Below are 18280 nucleotides of genomic sequence, written 5' to 3'. Positions count from 1 at the left end.
GCCACCGCCCCCAGGTCCCACCCAACCGTATGACCCAGAGCGCACTAACATAGAAGGCGTGAAAACTGTGAAAGACCCCCTGGTCTGGATTGACTGCGAAATGACCGGCCTGGACGTTCAGCGCGACGCCCTCATCGAGGTGGCCGTGGTTGTGACCGACGGCGACCTCACGATTGTCGACCCCGGCATGGACGTGCTGATCACGCCGCCCGCCGAAGCCCTCGACAACATGAACGACTTCGTGCGCAACATGCACACCTCCTCCGGGCTGCTTGATGACCTGCAGACGTCGGGCGTGTCCATGGAAGAGGCAACCGAGCAGGTCCTGTCCTACATCAAGCGTTTTGTGCCCCAGCAGGGCAAGGCACTCCTGGCGGGCAACTCGGTGGGCACCGACAAGATGTTCCTTGAGGCGAACATGCCCTCCGTCATCGACCACCTGCACTACCGCCTGGTGGACGTGTCCTCCATTAAGGAACTGGCCAAGCGGTGGTACCGCGTCGCCTTCGCCGAGTCGCCCGACAAGCACGGCGGTCACCGTGCGCTGGCGGACATCCTGGAGTCCATCCAGGAGCTTGAGTACTACCGCCGTGTGCTCTTCCCGGCCGAGCCGGTCACCACGGAGCGCGCGCGTGAGGTTGCTCGCGAGGTCGTCGCCCTGGGTATTCCCGCTCCTGCCGAGGCCGCCAAGGCCTGATTTCATTCGTGACGCTAAGCGGCGGCATCCCCGAGGGGTGTCGCCGCTTCGCTGTTTCGGGAGTGCTGGCTGGGCGCAGCGTGGCGTCCACAGGGGCGTGTACGCAATGCTCGTTATCCACAGGGGTACGAGGCGAACGCGCGTCATCCACAGGGTGAGCTGTGGCGCTTGAAGTGGTGTGGCATGTGGGGCTTTCCTGGATGCATCCGGCCAACGCCGGCCAGAACGGACAAAGGATGCAACGATGCAGGACATATCGACGACCCTGAGGGGCCGTATCGGATCAGAACCGATGATGAAGCACGTCAAGGGCGACGTCTGCGTGACGACCTTCCGGCTCGCAATTACGAAGTGGCGCTTCACGAGCGACGCGCGCACGGGCAACGCCTCCTACGTGGAGGACGGTGCCTACTGGTACACGGTGGAAACCTGGGACACGCTTGCCTCCAACGTGTTCCGTAGCTGCCGTAAGGGCGATCCCGTCGTCGTAGTCGCCCGACCCGTTCCAAACGGTTGGATCGACGGTAATGGGCAGATTCGGTCATCGATCGTCTACCGGGCCTCCTCGGTCGGCCACGACTTGGCCCGCGGCACCTCCCAGTTCACGAAGAATGGCGCGCACGCGACCGATGAGCCTGCGGGCGGGACGCAGGGGGATCCCTATTCGACGAGGCAGGGGCCGGGATCGGCGGTGACGGCTCAGGCTGGGGAGCACCAGGGCGACCTGGGCACTGACGTGCACGCTCACGTAGCAGCGCCGGATCAGGGAACGGACATCCTGCCCGATGAGGCGGCCCCCTCTCAGAGTGAGCCGACGCCCCACGCTCCGACTGGCGCAGTGGGCGTAGAACTCTCTGTGCTTCCCGCGCTCGAAGAACACGAAAGGTCCGAGGAACATTCCTCGGACCCGGGTAGGAGCTTGTTGTCATGCTTCGACTATTCGGCGCTGGAAGGCGGACACGCCGATCCGACGAAAAACGATGCGTTCGAGCCTCTTGATGGCGACGCGGACGAGCCGCCCGATGCCGCCTAGCCGGACGCGTCCACGATCGCGACCTGCGCGATGGCGTACTCCCCGTCGTGGCTGATGGACACGAGCGCTCTCCACGTGGAAGGCGCTCCGAGTGACTCCTCGCAGGCAGCAGCGACTCGGCCGTGCAGCGTGAGAGAGGGACGGTTCCACTCGTCGTGGATGACCTCAATTTCGTGCCAGTCGACATCGTCGGTGCCGATGAGAGGAGGGGAACCGAAAAGGGCGCACGACCAGGCCTTGATAAAGGCCTCCTTTGCGGCCCACAGGCCGCCCGCGTGACGGGCCACGGCCTCGTCATAGCGGGCGGAACTGGGGTGCGCGCCAGAGGTAGCGGCGGCGCGGGCGCGGACCCGGCGGGCCTCCCTGGGCATCAGGACGCCATTCAGGAAGGCCGAACCCGGCTCCCTCACCTGAGCAGCAAACTCAGGGAGGGACACCAGGTCAACGCCGAGTCCGCGCATCGCTCACTTGCCTTCCGGCAGGTGGTAGAAGCCGTCCTCGCCGAGGCGGGCGTTCGGATCCAGCAGGATCGCGGCCTCGACCTCGTGTGCGTCACCGGCAACGCCCGCGGCCGGGTCGTCGGGCAGGCGACGACCCTCCACCGACGTGAACAGCGGGGCGTGGCCCAGCATGCCCATCTCGATGTGACGCTGGCCGTTGCGCAGGCGACGATCCGACGCGGCACGCCACGCCTCGAGGCGCTCGCGTCCGGCCTCGCGCTCCACGATGGCCTCGAAGGCGGCCGGATTGACCAGCGCCAGGAAGCCGGAGACATGGCCGAAGCCGAGCGAGGTCGCGAACGCCGCACGCACCGGTCCACGAGAGGACAGGTTGAGCGGGGAACGCAGCCACACGAGTGGGCTGTACTTCTCCATCGCGTCGTCGACGCAGTCCAGCGCGACGTTCGCGGGGATCAGACCTGTGCGGAACACGTCGATGATGCCGCCCACCTGGAACACGCAGGCGCCACCCTTCGCGTGACCCGTGAGGGTCTTCTGCGAGATGACCAGCAACGGGTTACCGGGGGTGCGGCCCAGCGCCGTACCGACGCGGGTGTGCAGATCGGACTCGTTGGGGTCGTTGGCGTTCGTGGACGTGTCGTGCTTGGACACGAAGGATACGTCGTCGATGCCCACGCCGAGTTCGGCGAGGTTGCGGGCGATGACCGAGTCACGTCCGCCGCGCGCCACCGCGAGGGCACCCAGGCCGGGGGCCGGAATCGAGGTGTGCGCGCCGTCGCTGAAGGTCTGCGCGTGGGCCACGACAGCCAGGACCGGCAGGTTCATGTCGAGCGCTACCGACGCGCGGGTGAGCAGCACGGTGCCGCCGCCCTGCGCCTCGACGAAGCCGCCACGGCGGCGGTCGTTAGCGCGCGAGACGAAGCGCGGGGAGATACCGCGAGCGAGCAGCTCGTTGGAGTTCGCCGTCGCATTCATCGCGCCGAAGCCCACGATCGACTCCACCTGGATGTCGTCGATCGCGCCGGCCACGACGAAGTCCGCCTTGCCAGCCTTGATCTTGTCGAGGCCCTCCTCGATGGACACCGCGGCGGTCGCGCAGGCGCCGACCGGGTTGATCATCGAGCCGTAGCCGCCCACGTAGGACTGCATGGTGTGTGCAGCCACGACGTTGGGCAGGGTCTCCTGCAGGATGTCCTGCGGGTAATCCTCTCCCAGGAAGCGGTCGACGAAGAGCTTGTGCATCGAGCGCATGCCACCGAAGCCGGTGCCCTGCGTGGAGGCCACGGTCGCCGGGTGGACGACGCGCAGCAGTTCGGCGGGGCTGAAGCCAGCAGACACGAACGCGTCCACGGCGGAGACCAGGTTCCACACGGCGATTGGGTCGATCGAATCCAGCATCGAGGCCGGGATGCCCCAGCGAGCCGGGTCAAAGTCCGTCGGGAACAGGCCGCCGATGCGGCGGTTCAGCGTCGCGCGACGCGGCACGCGCACCTGGGCACCGGCCTTGCGAGTCACCTGCCACTCACCGAACGCGGTCTGCTCGATGACAGTGAACTGCGGGTCAGCCTCGGCGTAGGAGCGTGCCTCGGCCTCGTCCTCGACCGTGAAGGTGATGTCGCGGTCCAGGAAGACCATCGCGGACTCGGGCGTGTAGCCGTCGTGCAGCGGGCCATCGTCGTGGAAGAAGCGCACGCCGGAGCGGGCCACGACCTCGTCGCGGTAGCGATCGAAGATCTCCGACTCGGGCACCAGCTGGTCGTCCTTGTCGTACCAGCCGCCCACCGGGGTGTCCGACCAGGTCAGCAGGCCGGTCATCCATGCCAGCTCGAGCACGCCCGCGGGGGTGAGCTCGACGGAGCCGTCGGTGTGGATACCGAGCTCGGCCTGGACGCGGGTACGGGCGCTGCCCCACGGGCCGACCTCGCCGTGACCGACGATGACGACCGTGTCGGCCAGCGACGCGGTGGTGCCACCCCACTGCGAGGGGTCGACGTGCGGCACGGTGACCTGCGAGGGCGAGGGCAGCGCGGAGACGGTCGCGACCGGCTGCTCAGCAGGGGGAGCGGGGAAGGCGGCATCGGCCTGAGCGCGCAGCGCACGCAGGTCGATGGAGGAGTCCAGGCCGCCGGTCAGGTCGGCGTCCACCGGGGCGGTGGCAGCCTGCGCGCGCACCTTGGCGCTCGACAGGTTGAGCAGCTGCTCGGCCATTTCTTCGGTTGACCAGGTGCGAACACCCGCGGACTCGACGGCGGCGACCATCGGGTCGTTGCCGCCCATGAGGCCGGTGCCACGTACCCAACCGATACGGGGGTGAGCGATCGAGACGCGCGAGCCCCAGATCGGCTCGGCCGCCCAGCGGGTTGCGATGGCGTCGAAGGAGGCCTTCGCCTCGGCGTACGCGCCGTCGCCACCGAAGATGCCGCGGTTCGGGGAACCGGGCAGCACGACGTGCAGGCGGTGGTCGGCGTGCGTGTCGGACCCGATCGCGCACAGGCCGGCGATGGAACGCTCAACGCTCCACAGCAGCAGGCGCATCTGGTTCTCAGAGGCCGGGCCCGCGTCGGCCAGCGTGCCGGAAACGCGCGGAGCAGCGAACGGGTAGAACAGCGTCGGGACAAGGGCTTCCTTCGTTACCTTCACGTCGGCACCCACGGACTTCGTCTGCTCGGTGCCGATCCATTCCACGAGCGCGTCAACGTCGCGGTAGGAGGCCAGGTTCGCGGGAACCAGCCACAGCTTCGCACCGCCAGCGGCGTGCGTGCGGTAGAGCTCCTTGGCGAAATCCAGGCGCGATGCGGAGATCGACGAGGAAGTCGCGATGACCGTCGCGCCACCGGCGAGCAGGCCGCCCACGACCGCGCCACCGATGGAGGCGGGGGTCATGCCGGTGACCACGGCGACGTCGTTCGCGTAGGGCAGGTCCTCGGAGGAAGACAGCGCGTCGGCCGCGATCTGCTCGAGTCGAGCCGCGCGTTCGTGATCGCCCTCAGCGCGCAGGCTGTTCGCCCAGTACGAGGCCTGCTCGGCCACCGCGCGGCCGGTGCCAACGAAGGACGCACCCTCGGCGAGTGTGCCTTCGGCGACGTAACGGGCGACGTCCTCACGGGCGGATGCCCAGCGGTCGTCCAGCAGGACGGCGCGTGCGGCGTCGAAGCGAGGCTCGACCAGGTCGACCCAGCCCGAACCCAGCTCGGCGGCGACGGCGTCGATGACGCGCGCGTCGTCGGAGGAGTCCTCGCCGGTGGGGGCGGGGGCGTTCAGACCCAGCTCGGACAGGATCGTGCGAGCGGTCTTGGCCAGGACGCCGTCCTCACCCGTCACGGATGCGGCGTAGGCGTCCAGCGCGGCGGAGTCAACGACGCCGCCACCGGACGCGCCACCGGCGCTCGGTAGGGACACGGCGATACCTTCGCGGGCAGCGACGGCTGCCACGGCAGCATCGATGAGGGCATCGACGCCGGCGGCGTTCGTCGGTGCATCCAGCGGCAGGGTGGCCAGATCGCCGTCGCGGGTCGAGGCGCCCTCACGGGTGCCCAGGACGATCTCGGCGGTGACGTGGTGGGCCCAGCCGGGTCCCAGCTGCCACGTGCCGGTGACGCGGTCGGCGATGTGGCCGGCCTTGACGCCGGCGGCGCCGAACAGCTTGCGCGTGCGCTCCTTGACGGCCTCAGCCAGGACCGGGCCGAAGGGCTTGTAGCCCTTGGCGGCCTTGTCGACCGTCGCAGACAGCGTGGCCACGTCGGCCTCGCCGGCGCCGTCGATGGAGTTCAGGCCGAGCTCGGAGGACATATCCATGAGCAGCTGGTTACGGCGCGAGGACACGCCGTTGGTCAGCGACTCGGTCGTGTCGGTGGCGCCAACCTCGTCGATGCGAATCTTAGCGGACAGCGCCAGCAGGGCGACGATGGCGGAGGACGCCGTGAAGGGCAGGTCCGCGACGTCGGCTCCCGAGGGGCCGCCGGTCGGGGCAGCAGGGGCGGGGGCCGGAGCGGCCTCGGCGGCGGGGGCAGCCGGGGCAGGCGCGGGAGCAGCGTCGGCAGCGGGAGCCGCCGGGGTGATCTCCTCGTCCTCTTCGTCCTCGATCACGGCGACGTCGGTCGCGTAGACGCGGGGCTCGTCGCGCTGGACGTTGAACACGTCGACGCGAGAGAGCGCGAACGCGGGGGCGAGCAGGGTGCGGGAGGCCAGGTTGGCCAGGGTCGGGGCGGCGCCGAGGCCGACCTCGATGACCTGATCGACGCCCAGGCCGGCAACGCCTGGGGCAGCTTCTTCGGTCGACAGCAGTACGCGCTGCGTCTCGATCCAGCGTACCGGGGAGGCGAACTGCCAGCACAGCAGCTCGATGAGCAGCGTGCGGGTCAGGACACCCGGGTTGGCCAGGGCGGCGTCCCACGCACCTTCCGTCTCGAGCAGCTCGCGCACCGTCTCGGAGGGAACCACGTCGAGGATGGACTGAGCGAACTCGCGGGTGAGCTCGAAGGGACGCGCCACCAGGTTGGGGATGTAGCGGCCCACGAGCTTCGCGGGGTCGATCTCGGCGGGGATACGCTCGTTGAGCTTCGTACGGAAGTCCGCCACGCCGCTGCGCAGGACAGTGGAATGGAAGGGCACGTCGATGCCGGGAACGTACATGAAGGGACGCTTGCCACCGTGCTCGGCGGCGCGCTTGGCGGCGTCCTCCTCGAGGGCCTTCAGGCCCGCGACCGTACCGGCGACGGCGTACTGCTGGCCGGCCAGGTTGAAGTTGACGATCTGGAGGAACTCACCCGATGCCTGAGCGATCGACTCGACGTACTCCACGACGTGAGCGTCGTCGATGCCGAACTGGTTCGGGCGCAGGGCACCCATGCGGTAGTTCGAACGGCCGTTCTCGTCGCGGGGCACGAGCGAGTGCATCGTGGAACCGCGCTGGAAGACCAGGTCGAGGACGGTTTCGAGGGGGAAGACCTCAGCGTATGCGGCCAGAGCGTCGTACTCGCCGAGCGAGTGACCGGCGAAGGCGGCACCAGGAACCAGGACACCCTCTTCGCGCATGCGGGCCGTCTGGCCGATAGCCAGCGTCGCGAGCGCAACCTGCGTGAACTGGGTGAGGTTCAGGACGCCCTCGGGGTGCCGGTAGGTCACGCCGCGCGCCACGATCTCGGTCGGGTTGTCGCGCACGATCGCCAGGATGGAGAAGCCCATCGCCGAGCGGGTGTGCGCATCGGCGCGGCGCCAGACCTCGTCCACAGCCTTGGACTTGGTGCGCTCGTCCAGACCCATGCCGGCGCTCTGGATGCCCTGGCCGGGGTAGACGTAGGCGACCTTCGGGGCGAAGGTGTAGGCCGACGCACGCGAGACGACCTGCTTGTTGATGCGGCAGGTGACCTCGAGGGACAGACCGCCACCGACGACGCGACCCACACGCTCGACGGTGATCTCAACCTCGTCGTTCAGGTCGACGGTGCCGTACATGTAGTACGTCCAGCCGGCGATCTGAGCGCCGCCCTGACCGGCGACAACGGCCTCAGCCGCGTGCTGAGCGGTCGCCGACAGCCACATCCCGTGCACCAGAGGCGCGTCCATGCCAGCGACCTTGGCGGCCGCGTAGGAGGTGTGGATCGGGTTGTAGTCGCCCGAGACGATCGCAAAGGGCGTCATGTCGTCTGGAGCCTTGACGGTCACGCGGCGCAGGACCGATCGGGGACTGTCGACGACTTCGATGTTCGCGCCGCCGAAGGGCGCGGCCTCGGAGGGTGCGCGGTTGCTGGTGGCGCGGCCGCGGATCGCGAAGCGCTCCTGAGTGGAGCCCACATACTCGCCGTTCGCGCTCAGCTCGAGGGCGACCGTGACGATACGTCCGGAGGAGGACTCGTTGACGGCGGCCACGTGGCTCGTCACATCGATCGTCGTGATGCCGCGCTCGAGCATCTGCTCGGGCGTGTACTTCAGCGTGATCGAGTGATCGAGGTGGACCGCGTTGAGCAGACCCTCGATGACCGGATAGTCGTTGTGGATGGCCGAACCCAACGCCGCGTAGATCGCCGGCCAGGCGGGGCCGAGCAGCGCGTCGGGCGCCCAGGCAGCCAGCTCGTAGCTGGCGGGAAGGGCCGCGCCCGTGGCCTCTGCGTGGTCGAAGCCCAGGGTGGGGGCCAGCGTGAAGGAGTAGTGTGCCTCGCCGAAGACGGACTTGGCGGAGGGAACCATGGCGGGCAGAGCGTCCACGGTGTCACCGGCGACGGACACGGAGGTCACGCCGGCGGTCGCCGCGAGCATCGCGTACATGCGCTGGGGTAGCTTGGCCTCGTCGATGACCGGGACCGCGCCGTCCTCGCCGGATAGAACCAGCGGGAAGACCAGCTCGCGCACCGCGTGCTTCTCGGCGCCGCGAGGGTCGTTGTCCCACGCAGTGTCGAGGTGGATGACCATGTCCACGCCGGTGTCGGTCGGGTTCAGGGACACGCGATCCTCGTCGAGTATGGAGGCCGGGTTGGTCATGAGGTGGCCGGTCCACGAGATGAAGGGGACCTTGCGCAGCCATTCCTCGCGGGTGGCGGCGGGCTTACCGTTACCCAGGCGCGCGGCGACGGGCGTCGCGACGGCACCGGAGGCAGCAAGCCGATCGGCTGCTGCGGCCTCGAAGCGGCCCAGGAGGGAAGCGACGGGCTCGTCGACGCGGTCGATGCCGGCCACGGAGACGGGGCCGGGGATGATGCGGACCTGGTCGGCGGTGTAGCGCTCGTCCTGCGCCTGCCACAGGCAGTCCTGGCCCCACCAGCGGATGAGGTCGTCGTCCAGGATCGGGACGAAGGGCATCGGCTTGGGGTAGGAGCGGCACAGGGCCGGGAACCAGGCAGCGTCGATGGGGGTGACGTGCGTCGTCGCGGCGTTCGGGTAGGCGGCCATCAGGCGGTCGGCCGCGGCGTGCGCGTCGGCCACGTCCTCGACGGTCGGGAACAGGGTTTCGACCTCGCCGTGATCCACGGGCGCCAGACGCGCCTCGACGCGCTGGAGGAGGTCGTGGAAGCGGATCTGCCATGTGGGATCAACCCACGGGTAGGACAAGTCGGCGAAACGGCGCACCCAGGCCTCGTAGGTCATCACTTCGAGGTCACCGAAGTAGGGCTTGGCCGTGTGGGAGAGGATCTCGACGATCTCGTCCTTGCGGGCGCGCACCTGGGCGCCGTCGGAGCCGATCTCGGCGATGATGCGCGCAGCTGCGGCCGCGGCGTTGGAGACCTCGTGCATGTCGGCGCGCAGGTGCGACAGGCCGGAGGTCATGCCGCCGCGGGTCACGCCTTCGCCGACCCAGCCGCCCAGCTCGTCGTTGTCGGGCACACCCGGCGTGGCCACGAGGAGTTCCTTGACCGCCTTAGTGGTGTGTGCTTCCTTCGTGGTCATCGCGGCGGTGCCCACGAGGACGCCGTCGACGGGCATGGGCGGGCGGCCGTAGCGAGCCGACCAGTCGCCGGTGAGGAAGTCAGCGGCGCGCTCGGGGGTGCCGATGCCGCCGCCCACGGTCAGGACGATGTTGGACTGGGCGCGCAGCTGAGCGTAGGTGGCCAGCAGGAGGTCGGACAGGTCCTCCCAGGAGTGGTGGCCGCCGGAGTGGCCGTCCTCGACCTGGACGATGACCTTGATCGGGTCGGCCTCGCGAGCGATAGCGATGACCTTGCGGATCTGGTCAACCGTGCCGGGCTTGAAGGCCACGTAGGGGAAGCCGTCGGCGCGCAGCTGCTCGATGAGAGCCAGGGCCTCGTCCTGTTCGGGGATACCCGCGGAGATAACGACGCCGTCGATGGGGGCGCCGGACGCGCGCGAACGCGACACGATGCGAGCCTGACCGAACTGGAGGTTCCACAGGTAGCGGTCCAGGAACATGGAGTTGAACTCGGCGGTGTGGCCGGGGCGCAACTGGGCACGCAGGCCCGCCAGGTTCTCGTTGTAGACCTCTTCGGTGACCTGGCCACCGCCGGCCATTTCGGCCCAGAAACCGGCGTTTGCGGCAGCCGCGACGATCTCGGGATCGACGGTCGTCGGCGTCATGCCGGCCAGGAGGACGGGGGAGCGGCCGGTCAGGCGCGAGAAGGCGGTGTCAACGACGGTCTTGCCGTCGGGAAGGGTCACGAGGCTGGGACGCAGGTACGACCAGTCGGTGCCGGGTTCGGGGGCCCAGCCGGGGGTCGCGGCCTTGTCGCGGTCGGAGGCGGTGCCTGCGGGGACGACGCCAACGCCGGTGCCCTCGACGAGGGCGTGGGTCATGCGAACCGTCGTGGTGCCCGGGCCCATGTCGATGATCCAGGTCGCGCCGGACTCGGCGGCCGCGCGGATCTGGGAGGGCCAGTCCACGGGGGTCGTGAGCACGGCGGCGCCCAGGGAGTGGGCCAGCTCGGCGTCGATACCGCACTGGGCGGCCCACTCGTCCACGAGGGCGAGAGCGTCGGTGAGCATGGGGGAGTGGAAGGGCACGTACACCGGCAGGTATTCGCACACGGGGGTCAGCGGGCGGCCACCGCGCTCGTGGGCGTCGTGCGCGGCCTTGTCCTTGGCGGCGGCGCGCTCGATGGCTGCAACGAGGGACGCCAGGTCGTTCGGGGCGCCCGACACAACGTGCGTGTCGGTGTCGTTGCGCAGAGCGATCGAGAGGGGATGCGAGGTTGACGGCAGGGAGTCGATGATGCGTCCGAGGAGAGCGTCAGACACGCCGCGCACGGACACCATGTAGGTCGCGTCGCCGGCGTGCGGGGCGCGAGCGCGGCGCGTGATGCGAGCGGCGGCCGCGCCGATCAGACGAGCGAGCGCGAACACGGAGGCAGCCCGGGCCTCGTCCCCGGCGATCCACGCGCGGGCGATCTCCACGCCGAGCACGCCCTGGGAGTGACCCTCAAACGCGGTGGGCTGGTTGGCGACGATGTTCAGGCCGGCGCGCGTCAGATCGATGAGCGCACCGAGCTGGGCGGCGACGATACCGGGAACCGACAGGGCGGCCTCGTCCGGGCCGGCCACGTCGCGGGGCACAGCCGCAGACTCGGGAGCAGCAGGCAGCTCGAAGGGGAGGGAAGCAACCGACTGGGTGGCCAGCGAGCGGCGCACGGGGGAGAGTACCTGGTCCGAGGCCTTGATAACGCCGGCGATGATCTCGGCGATCTCGGGATCGCGAGCAATCTCGTCGAGGGCGGTGCGCCACGGGGTGGCCTGACCGGCAAAGGTCAGCGCGTAGGGGGTCTCATTCAGAGAGGACACAAACGACATGTTCTTACTTTCCTTCGGGGATAATTCTTCTCAAACGACGCCGGTCACAGAGGGCCGTTATCGTGACGCTTGACGTGGGGTGCACGCTGGTCCTTCGTGGCCAGCAGGTGCAGGGAATCGATGATGGTCTGGCGGGTATCGGCGGGAGCGATGATGCCGTCGAGCTGGCCCGAGGACACGGAGACCTCGGGGTTGACGGTCTCCTCCTCGTAGCGGGCCACAAGCTCGGCCTTCGTCTCCTCGAAGGTCCCTTTCTCGCGGGCGGCAGCAAGTTCGCGGCGGTACATGATCGAAGCCGCGCCCTCCGCGCCCATGACGGCAATCTGAGCGTCGGGCCACGCGAACGCCAGGTCCGCGCCGATCGACTTCGAACCCATCACGATGTAGGCGCCGCCGTAGGCCTTACGCAGGATGACGGTCACCATCGGCACGGTTGCGTTCGCGTAGGCAACGATCACCTTCGCGCCGCGGCGGATGATGCCCGCCTGCTCCTGCTCGGTGCCCGGACGGTAGCCGGGAACGTCCACGAAGGTGACGATCGGCAGGCCGAACGCGTCGCAGAAACGCACGAAGCGGGCCGCCTTCTCCGAGGCATCCACGTCGAGCGTGCCAGCGTCGTTCATCGGCTGGTTTGCCACGATGCCCACCGACTGGCCATCGACACACGCGAAACCGATCGTCACGTTGGGAGCGAACAGGTCCTGAATCTCCACGTACTCACCGTGGTCAACGAGCGAACGCACCACGTCGCGCACGTCGTAGGGCTGACGCGCCGACGTCGGAACCAGGTCGGCAACCGCGCGGGCCGCAGCCTCGTCCTCGGGATTGGGAATGTACTCGTACTTGGGGGGAGCGACCTCGCATGAGGAAGGCAGATAGTCCAGCAGGGACCGCACGTAGTCGATTGCCTCTTCCTCGGTGTCGGCCATGTGGTGGGCGACGCCCGACTGGAAGTTGTGGATCGGTGCGCCGCCGAGCTCGTCGAGCGTGACCTTCTCACCGGTCGTCGCGGCGACGACGTCCGGGCCCGTCACGAACATGTGCGAATTCTCGCGCGTCATGACGATGAAGTCGGTGAGGGCCGGCTGATACACGGCGCCACCGGCGCAGGGCCCCAGGATGATCGAAATCTGGGGAACCAGGCCCGAGGCCTCGCACGTTTTCTTGAAGATGCGGCCGTACTGGGCGAGGGCGACGACGCCCTCCTGGATGCGGGCGCCGCCCGAATCCTGAATTCCGACGATCGGAATGCGCATGCGGATGCCCCGGTCGATCAGGTCGACGATCTTGTCGCCCTCGACCTTGCCCAGGGTGCCACCGAGCACCGAGAAATCCTGCGCGTAGGCGGCGACCATCCGCCCCTGCACGCGACCGTAACCGGCGGCCACAGCTGAACCGATCCGACCTTCGCGCACAGAACCACCGATGAACTGACCGACCTCGTGCCACACGCCGTCGTCGAAGAAGAGAGACAGACGCTCACGCGCCGTCAGCTTCTTTTTCGCGTGCTGGCGCTGGGCGGCCTTCTCTTCGGCGGCCTGAGCGATCGCGTCCTGGGCCTGAATAAACCCGTCACGCGTGAGCGGGCTGGGGGTGCTCATTCTGCCTCCTCTTCAGTGGCGATGTGGGCGATGCGAGTCCCGGCGGTCACGGTGTCGCCCTGCTTGATCGACAGGGACCTGACGGTGCCCGCGCGCGGGGCCAGCAGCGGCTTTTCCATCTTCATGGCTTCGAGGACGGCCACGAGCTGGCCTTCCTCGACCTGGTCACCCTCGGACACGGCCAGCGCGACGACGATCGCCTGCATTGGAGCGACGATGTCGCCGGGGGCGCCCTGGTGCGGGCCAGCCTGAATGGTGGACGAACCCGCGCGACGCGGGGCCGAGCGCAGCGGCTGGGGCGGACGAGGGGCAGCTGCGGCAGGCGCGTTGAACATGCCGGCCGGCAGAGTCAGAGACACGCGGCGCCCATCCAGCTCGATGATGTAGGTCTGACGCGGCAGGTCGGCCGTCGACGAGGCCTCGGCGGGCACAGCCAGGTCCGAGTAGTCGTGCTTGGGCATGAACGTCGTCTCGAACCAGCGCGTGGAGATGTTGAAGCCGCCGACGCCGCAGAAGTCGGGATCGTTGATGATGTCCTGGTAGACGGGAACCGGAGTGGCCACGCCCTGCACCGAGAACTCGGCCAGCGCGCGGCGCGAACGGGCCAGCGCCTGCTCGCGATCCGCGCCGGTGACGATGATCTTGGCGATCATGGAATCGAAGGCGGTCTGCACGGAGTCGCCCTGATCGATGCCCAGCTCCAGACGGATGCCGGGGCCCAGGGGCCAGTGCACCTCGTCGAGGCGGCCTGCCGTGGGGGTCAGGTCCTTCGACGGGTCCTCAGAGGTCACGCGGAACTCGAAGGAGTGGCCACGAGGCTCCGGGGGAGTAGTCAGCGGCAGGCCCTGCGCGATACGAATCTGCTCGCGCACCAGGTCGATGCCCGTGACTTCCTCGGACACGGGGTGCTCGACCTGCAGACGCGGGTTGACCTCGAGGAACCAGATGTTGCCGTCGGGCTCGAGCAGGAACTCCACCGTGCCCACGCCCACGTAGTCGACGTGCTCGAACAGTGCGCGCGACGCATTCACGAGGGTCTCGTGCGCGCCCTCAGGCAGGAACGGGGCGGGAGCCTCCTCGACCAGCTTCTGGTTGCGACGCTGCACCGAGCAGTCACGGGTCGAGATGACGTGGAAGTTACCGTGCGTGTCGCGCGCCGACTGCGTCTCGACGTGACGGGCGACCTCAACAAAACGCTCGACGAAGTGAGCGCCCAGGTCGGAAGCGTCCGTGTGACGCGCGAAGAACAGGTCGAGGTCGGCCTGCGAGCGGATGATGCTGATGCCTCGGCCGCCGCCGCCGTCGGCGCGCTTGAGCACTACGGGGTAACCGGCGGAGGCGATGAACGCCTCGACCTCCTCGCGCGAGGTCACGGGTTCGGACACACCGGGGACGGGAGCCACGCCGCACGCCTCTGCCACACGGCGGGCCTTGATCTTGTCGCCCAGCGCGTCGATGACGGAAGACGCGGGGCCGAGCCACGCGATACCTGCATCCTCGACAGCCCGTGCAAACTCGGAGTTCTCCGAGAGGAACCCGTAGCCGGGATGAATCGCATCCGCACCAGTCTCCAGAGCGATCGCCAGGATCTTCTCACCGTTCAAATACGTCGACGCTGCATCGTCGCCACCGAGGGACAGGGCCTCGTCGGCCTCGCGTGTATGAGGCGCGGCCATATCCTGATCGGCGTAGACCGCGATTGTTGCGATGCCCATGTCGGTGGCCGTGCGGCACACGCGCAGAGCGATTTCGCCACGGTTGGCGACAAGGATTCGATTAATTGTTCGCACGCTTCTCCTTGGTGTCGTGAACAGTTGTCAGAGGTAATCCGGTTGCCAGGACATCTCCGGCGTTAATGTCGTGAGTGCGGCCATCGTCAGTGGCCACGAGGAGGGAGCCGGTCGGGCTCAGCCCCAGGGCAACGCCTTCCATCGCCGGGTGACCATTCGGATCCGTCGGCTTCGCCAGCGCGATGCGCGTCCCCAGGAGCGGCAGGGCGTTCGCGGCCTCGTCAGCCAGCCCGCAATCGTGCGCGTTTCCATGGGTGACGAGGCCTCGGATGCGAGAGTCGAGTCCGGTGAGGATCTGCGTAAGCAGGGTGTGGGAGACGGAAGTGGGATCGGCTCCGGCCTCGGCGTCACCTTCGGCGTACAGGGAGGTGGCCTGCGGCGTAGCGAGATGATCGGAGTCCTGGGCGATGTTGATGCCGTAGCCGAGGATCGCGCTCGTCGTAAACGGGGACGAGGCCGGGGCGAGCTGGGCGAGGATGCCGCAGATTTTGCGCGCTCCGTCGACGAGCACATCGTTGGGCCACTTGAGAGAGACGGTGTGTCCGACGGGCGTCAGACGGGGGGACAGTGCGTCGCGCACGGAGAGCGCACACGCGTGCACGAGCCAGCCGAGCATCTTGGTGGGAAACGAGGTGGGGAGGGAGACGATGGTGGAGGCGAGGAGGGCCTGACCATCCGGGGTTGTCCACGTGCGCCCAAGGCGGCCGCGGCCCGCGCTCTGACGGTCGGCGATGATCGTCGTGAGGTGGGGAGTGGGGGTCGTCGTGTCGGCGAGGAGGGTTGCTGCGAGATCGAGGGTGGAGGACGTGTCGCTGACGTGATAGACGGGGGAGTGAACGCCCGCAATGGGAATGCGTGCTGCGCGCTGCATGCCACCTCCTGTCGGGTCTTCCTTGTGTTTGACAGGGGAGATAATTCTCCCCGAGTACTTCAAAGTTTGTCTTAAAAATCAAACCTACGCATGCGTTTCTTAAAAAACTGGAACAGTTTTCGGCAAATCACTACGGATCCGTAACCGACGCGGAACCCTTGCGAGGATTGGGAGCGGAGAAATCCTGACAAAAGGCGCTGAGATGAGGATCACCGACCCTTGCGTCCCGCTGGGTGGCTCACTGGCGCGCGCAGGGTCGGTACCATAGGAGGGAACACGCGCGCGAGGGCGCGCCCCAAACCACCCGAACGGAGTAACGTGGCGGAGTTTATTTATCAGATGATCAAGGCTCGCAAGGCCATCGGTGACAAGGTCATTCTCGACGATGTCACCATGAGCTTCTTCCCGGGCGCCAAGATCGGTATGGTCGGTCCGAACGGTGCCGGTAAGTCCTCGATCCTGAAGATTATGGCTGGCCTGGATGAGCCCAGCAACGGCGAGGCTCGCCTGACCCCCGGCTACACGGTCGGCATCCTCATGCAGGAACCCGTTCTCGACGAGACCAAGACCGTCATTGAAAACGTGCGACTGGGTGCCGCTGACATCTTCGAAAAGCTCGCCCGCTTCAATGAGATCTCCGAAGAGATGGCGAATCCTGACGCCGACTTCGACGCCCTGATGGAGGAGATGGGTAAGCTCCAGACCGAGATCGACGCCGCCAACGCGTGGGACATCGACTCTCAGCTTGATCAAGCGATGGATGCGCTGCGCTGCCCGCCGCCGGACCAGCCGGTGTCCGTCCTCTCCGGCGGTGAGCGCCGCCGCGTGGCGCTGTGCAAGCTCCTCATTGAGGCTCCCGACCTGCTGCTGCTCGACGAGCCCACGAACCACCTCGACGCCGAGAGCGTGCTCTGGCTCGAGAAGCACCTCGCGTCCTACCCGGGCGCGGTCATTGCCGTCACCCACGACCGTTACTTCCTCGACCATGTCGCTGGCTGGATCGCCGAGGTTGATCGCGGCCACCTCTACCCCTACGAGGGCAACTACTCAACCTACCTGGAGACGAAGGAGAAGCGTCTGTCCGTTCAGGGGCAGAAGGATGCCAAGCTGGCCAAGCGTCTGAAGGAAGAACTCGAGTGGGTTCGCTCTAACGCGAAGGGCCGCCAGGCCAAGTCGAAGGCCCGTCTGGCCCGCTACGAGGAGATGGCTGCTGAGGCCGAGCGCACGCGCAAGCTCGACTTTGAGGAAATCCAGATTCCGCCGGGCCCGCGCCTGGGTAGCGTCGTCATCGAGGCGAAGGATCTCCAGAAGGGCTTTGGGGATCGCTCGCTGATCAACGGTCTGTCCTTCTCCCTGCCCCGTAACGGTATCGTCGGCGTCATCGGCCCGAACGGTGTCGGTAAGACCACGCTCTTCAAGACGATCGTCGGCCTCGAGCCTCTCGATGGCGGCGAGCTGACGATCGGCGAGACCGTCAAAATCAGCTACGTCGACCAGTCGCGCGCCGGTATTGACCCGGACAAGACCCTGTGGGAGGTTGTCTCGGACGGCCTGGACTTCATTCAGGTCGGCAATGTGGAAATGCCCTCGCGCGCCTACGTCTCCGCGTTTGGCTTCAAGGGCCCGGATCAGCAGAAGCCGGCCGGCGTCCTGTCCGGTGGTGAGCGCAATCGCCTGAACCTGGCTCTCACCCTCAAGCAGGGCGGCAACCTCCTCCTGCTGGATGAGCCGACCAACGACCTCGACGTCGAGACCCTCGGTTCGCTGGAAAACGCCCTCCTGGCGTTCCCCGGCTGTGCCGTCGTCGTCACCCACGACCGTTGGTTCCTCGACCGCGTCGCCACCCACATCCTCGCATGGGAGGGCACTGAGGAGGCTCCTGACAACTGGTACTGGTTCGAGGGCAACTTTGAGGCGTACGAGAAGAACAAGGTCGCCCGCCTTGGCGAGGCTGCCGCGAACCCGCACCGCGTGACGCACCGCAAGCTCACGCGCGACTGATTCACGCAGTGTGAGGGGGAGGGCCTAGCGGTCCTCCCCCTCATCGTGTCTATTGGTGGATTCGGTGTGCGGTATCGCGTCGTGGGTGCCAGCCTGAGTCAATAGTTTGACAGAGCGTTGGGTTATGGCCCTGCGTTGTGGAATGTGCTCCTGTCAGCGGTTGTTCTCTCGAGAATTGCTCGTGTTATGGATCCCACTTGCCTTTTGCGCAGGTCACATCTAGTATGTGATACGAATCGCAAACTTCCGACCGCGCGAAAGGGGCTCCGATGGCGATTGAACAAACGCTCATCGACGCGCTGGGTGGACACCTCAACATCGTCGAGGTAGAACCCTGCACGATGCGAATTCGTATCCAGGTGAAATCTCAAAGAGATGTCGATGAGGCGGCGCTGCGCGTAGATGGTGTACTGGCTGTCGTACGTTCCGGCAACGTTGTTCAAATCGTGTGTGGAGCTGAGTCTGACGATGTGGCTGCTGCGATGATCTCAACCCTTGAGAGCGTGGCCCATGACACGCCCTCGGAGTCTTTGTCGCAGCGCGTCCACGCCTAGTATTAGAGGTGTCATCAGCCCACAACGTAGAAGGCTTTCTT

9 protein-coding genes are annotated in these 18280 nt (G+C 67.3%); 4 read left to right on the top strand and 5 right to left on the bottom strand.

Annotation, left to right across the window (positions count from 1 at the left end; all coding sequences use genetic code 11):
• The first annotated feature begins 49 nt into the window (after positions 1 to 49).
• Together orn and ACTODO_RS08040 are read left to right on the top strand one after the other, a co-directional pair.
• Positions 50 to 697 carry an oligoribonuclease gene (orn, locus tag ACTODO_RS08045; protein ID WP_131332793.1) on the top strand — a complete coding sequence of 216 codons (648 nt, stop codon included), beginning with the start codon at positions 50 to 52 and terminating at the stop codon, positions 695 to 697.
• A gap of 244 nt (positions 698 to 941) precedes the next feature.
• A complete protein-coding gene (locus ACTODO_RS08040) occupies positions 942 to 1730 on the top strand; it encodes a single-stranded DNA-binding protein (protein ID WP_003792878.1) in 789 nt (262 codons plus the stop codon).
• On the opposite strand, the gene ACTODO_RS08035 is transcribed toward ACTODO_RS08040, so the two are convergent.
• From ACTODO_RS08035 to ACTODO_RS08015, 5 genes are read right to left on the bottom strand one after another with little or no spacing between them, the layout of a single operon-like run.
• Positions 1727 to 2191: a holo-ACP synthase gene (locus ACTODO_RS08035; RefSeq protein WP_003792877.1), complete on the bottom strand. Its 465-nt coding sequence runs from the start codon at positions 2189 to 2191 to the stop codon at positions 1727 to 1729. The genes ACTODO_RS08040 and ACTODO_RS08035 overlap by 4 nt on opposite strands.
• Positions 2192 to 2194: 3 nt before the next feature.
• Positions 2195 to 11422, bottom strand: coding sequence for a type I polyketide synthase (locus ACTODO_RS08030; protein WP_003792876.1), 9228 nt, complete (start codon positions 11420 to 11422; stop codon positions 2195 to 2197).
• 44 nt (positions 11423 to 11466) lie between these two features.
• A complete protein-coding gene (locus tag ACTODO_RS08025; RefSeq protein WP_003792875.1) occupies positions 11467 to 13023 on the bottom strand; it encodes an acyl-CoA carboxylase subunit beta in 1557 nt (518 codons plus the stop codon).
• The gene (locus tag ACTODO_RS08020) at positions 13020 to 14813 is read right to left on the bottom strand and encodes an acetyl/propionyl/methylcrotonyl-CoA carboxylase subunit alpha (protein ID WP_034512345.1); all 1794 of its coding nucleotides are present in this window, start codon (positions 14811 to 14813) and stop codon (positions 13020 to 13022) included. Before ACTODO_RS08020 ends, ACTODO_RS08025 begins: the two co-directional genes overlap by 4 nt.
• Entirely contained in the window at positions 14800 to 15684 is an 885-nt protein-coding gene (locus ACTODO_RS08015) for a biotin--[acetyl-CoA-carboxylase] ligase (RefSeq protein ID WP_003792873.1), read from the bottom strand. Before ACTODO_RS08015 ends, ACTODO_RS08020 begins: the two co-directional genes overlap by 14 nt.
• Positions 15685 to 16002: 318 nt before the next feature.
• Here ACTODO_RS08015 and ettA point away from each other — a divergent pair, with 318 nt between their 5' ends.
• Together ettA and ACTODO_RS08005 are read left to right on the top strand one after the other, a co-directional pair.
• Positions 16003 to 17685, top strand: a complete 1683-nt coding sequence (gene ettA, locus ACTODO_RS08010; protein WP_003792872.1) for an energy-dependent translational throttle protein EttA — start codon at positions 16003 to 16005, stop codon at positions 17683 to 17685.
• A gap of 269 nt (positions 17686 to 17954) precedes the next feature.
• On the top strand, positions 17955 to 18239 hold the full coding sequence (locus ACTODO_RS08005) for a PTS sugar transporter subunit IIB (protein ID WP_003792871.1): 285 nt from the start codon (positions 17955 to 17957) through the stop codon (positions 18237 to 18239).
• Positions 18240 to 18280 lie beyond the last annotated feature (41 nt).

The organism is Schaalia dentiphila ATCC 17982 (genome assembly GCF_000154225.1).
GTDB lineage: Bacteria > Actinomycetota > Actinomycetes > Actinomycetales > Actinomycetaceae > Pauljensenia > Pauljensenia dentiphila.
Note: the sequence above shows the minus strand (reverse complement) of the source record. Positions and strands in the feature narration are given on the sequence as shown.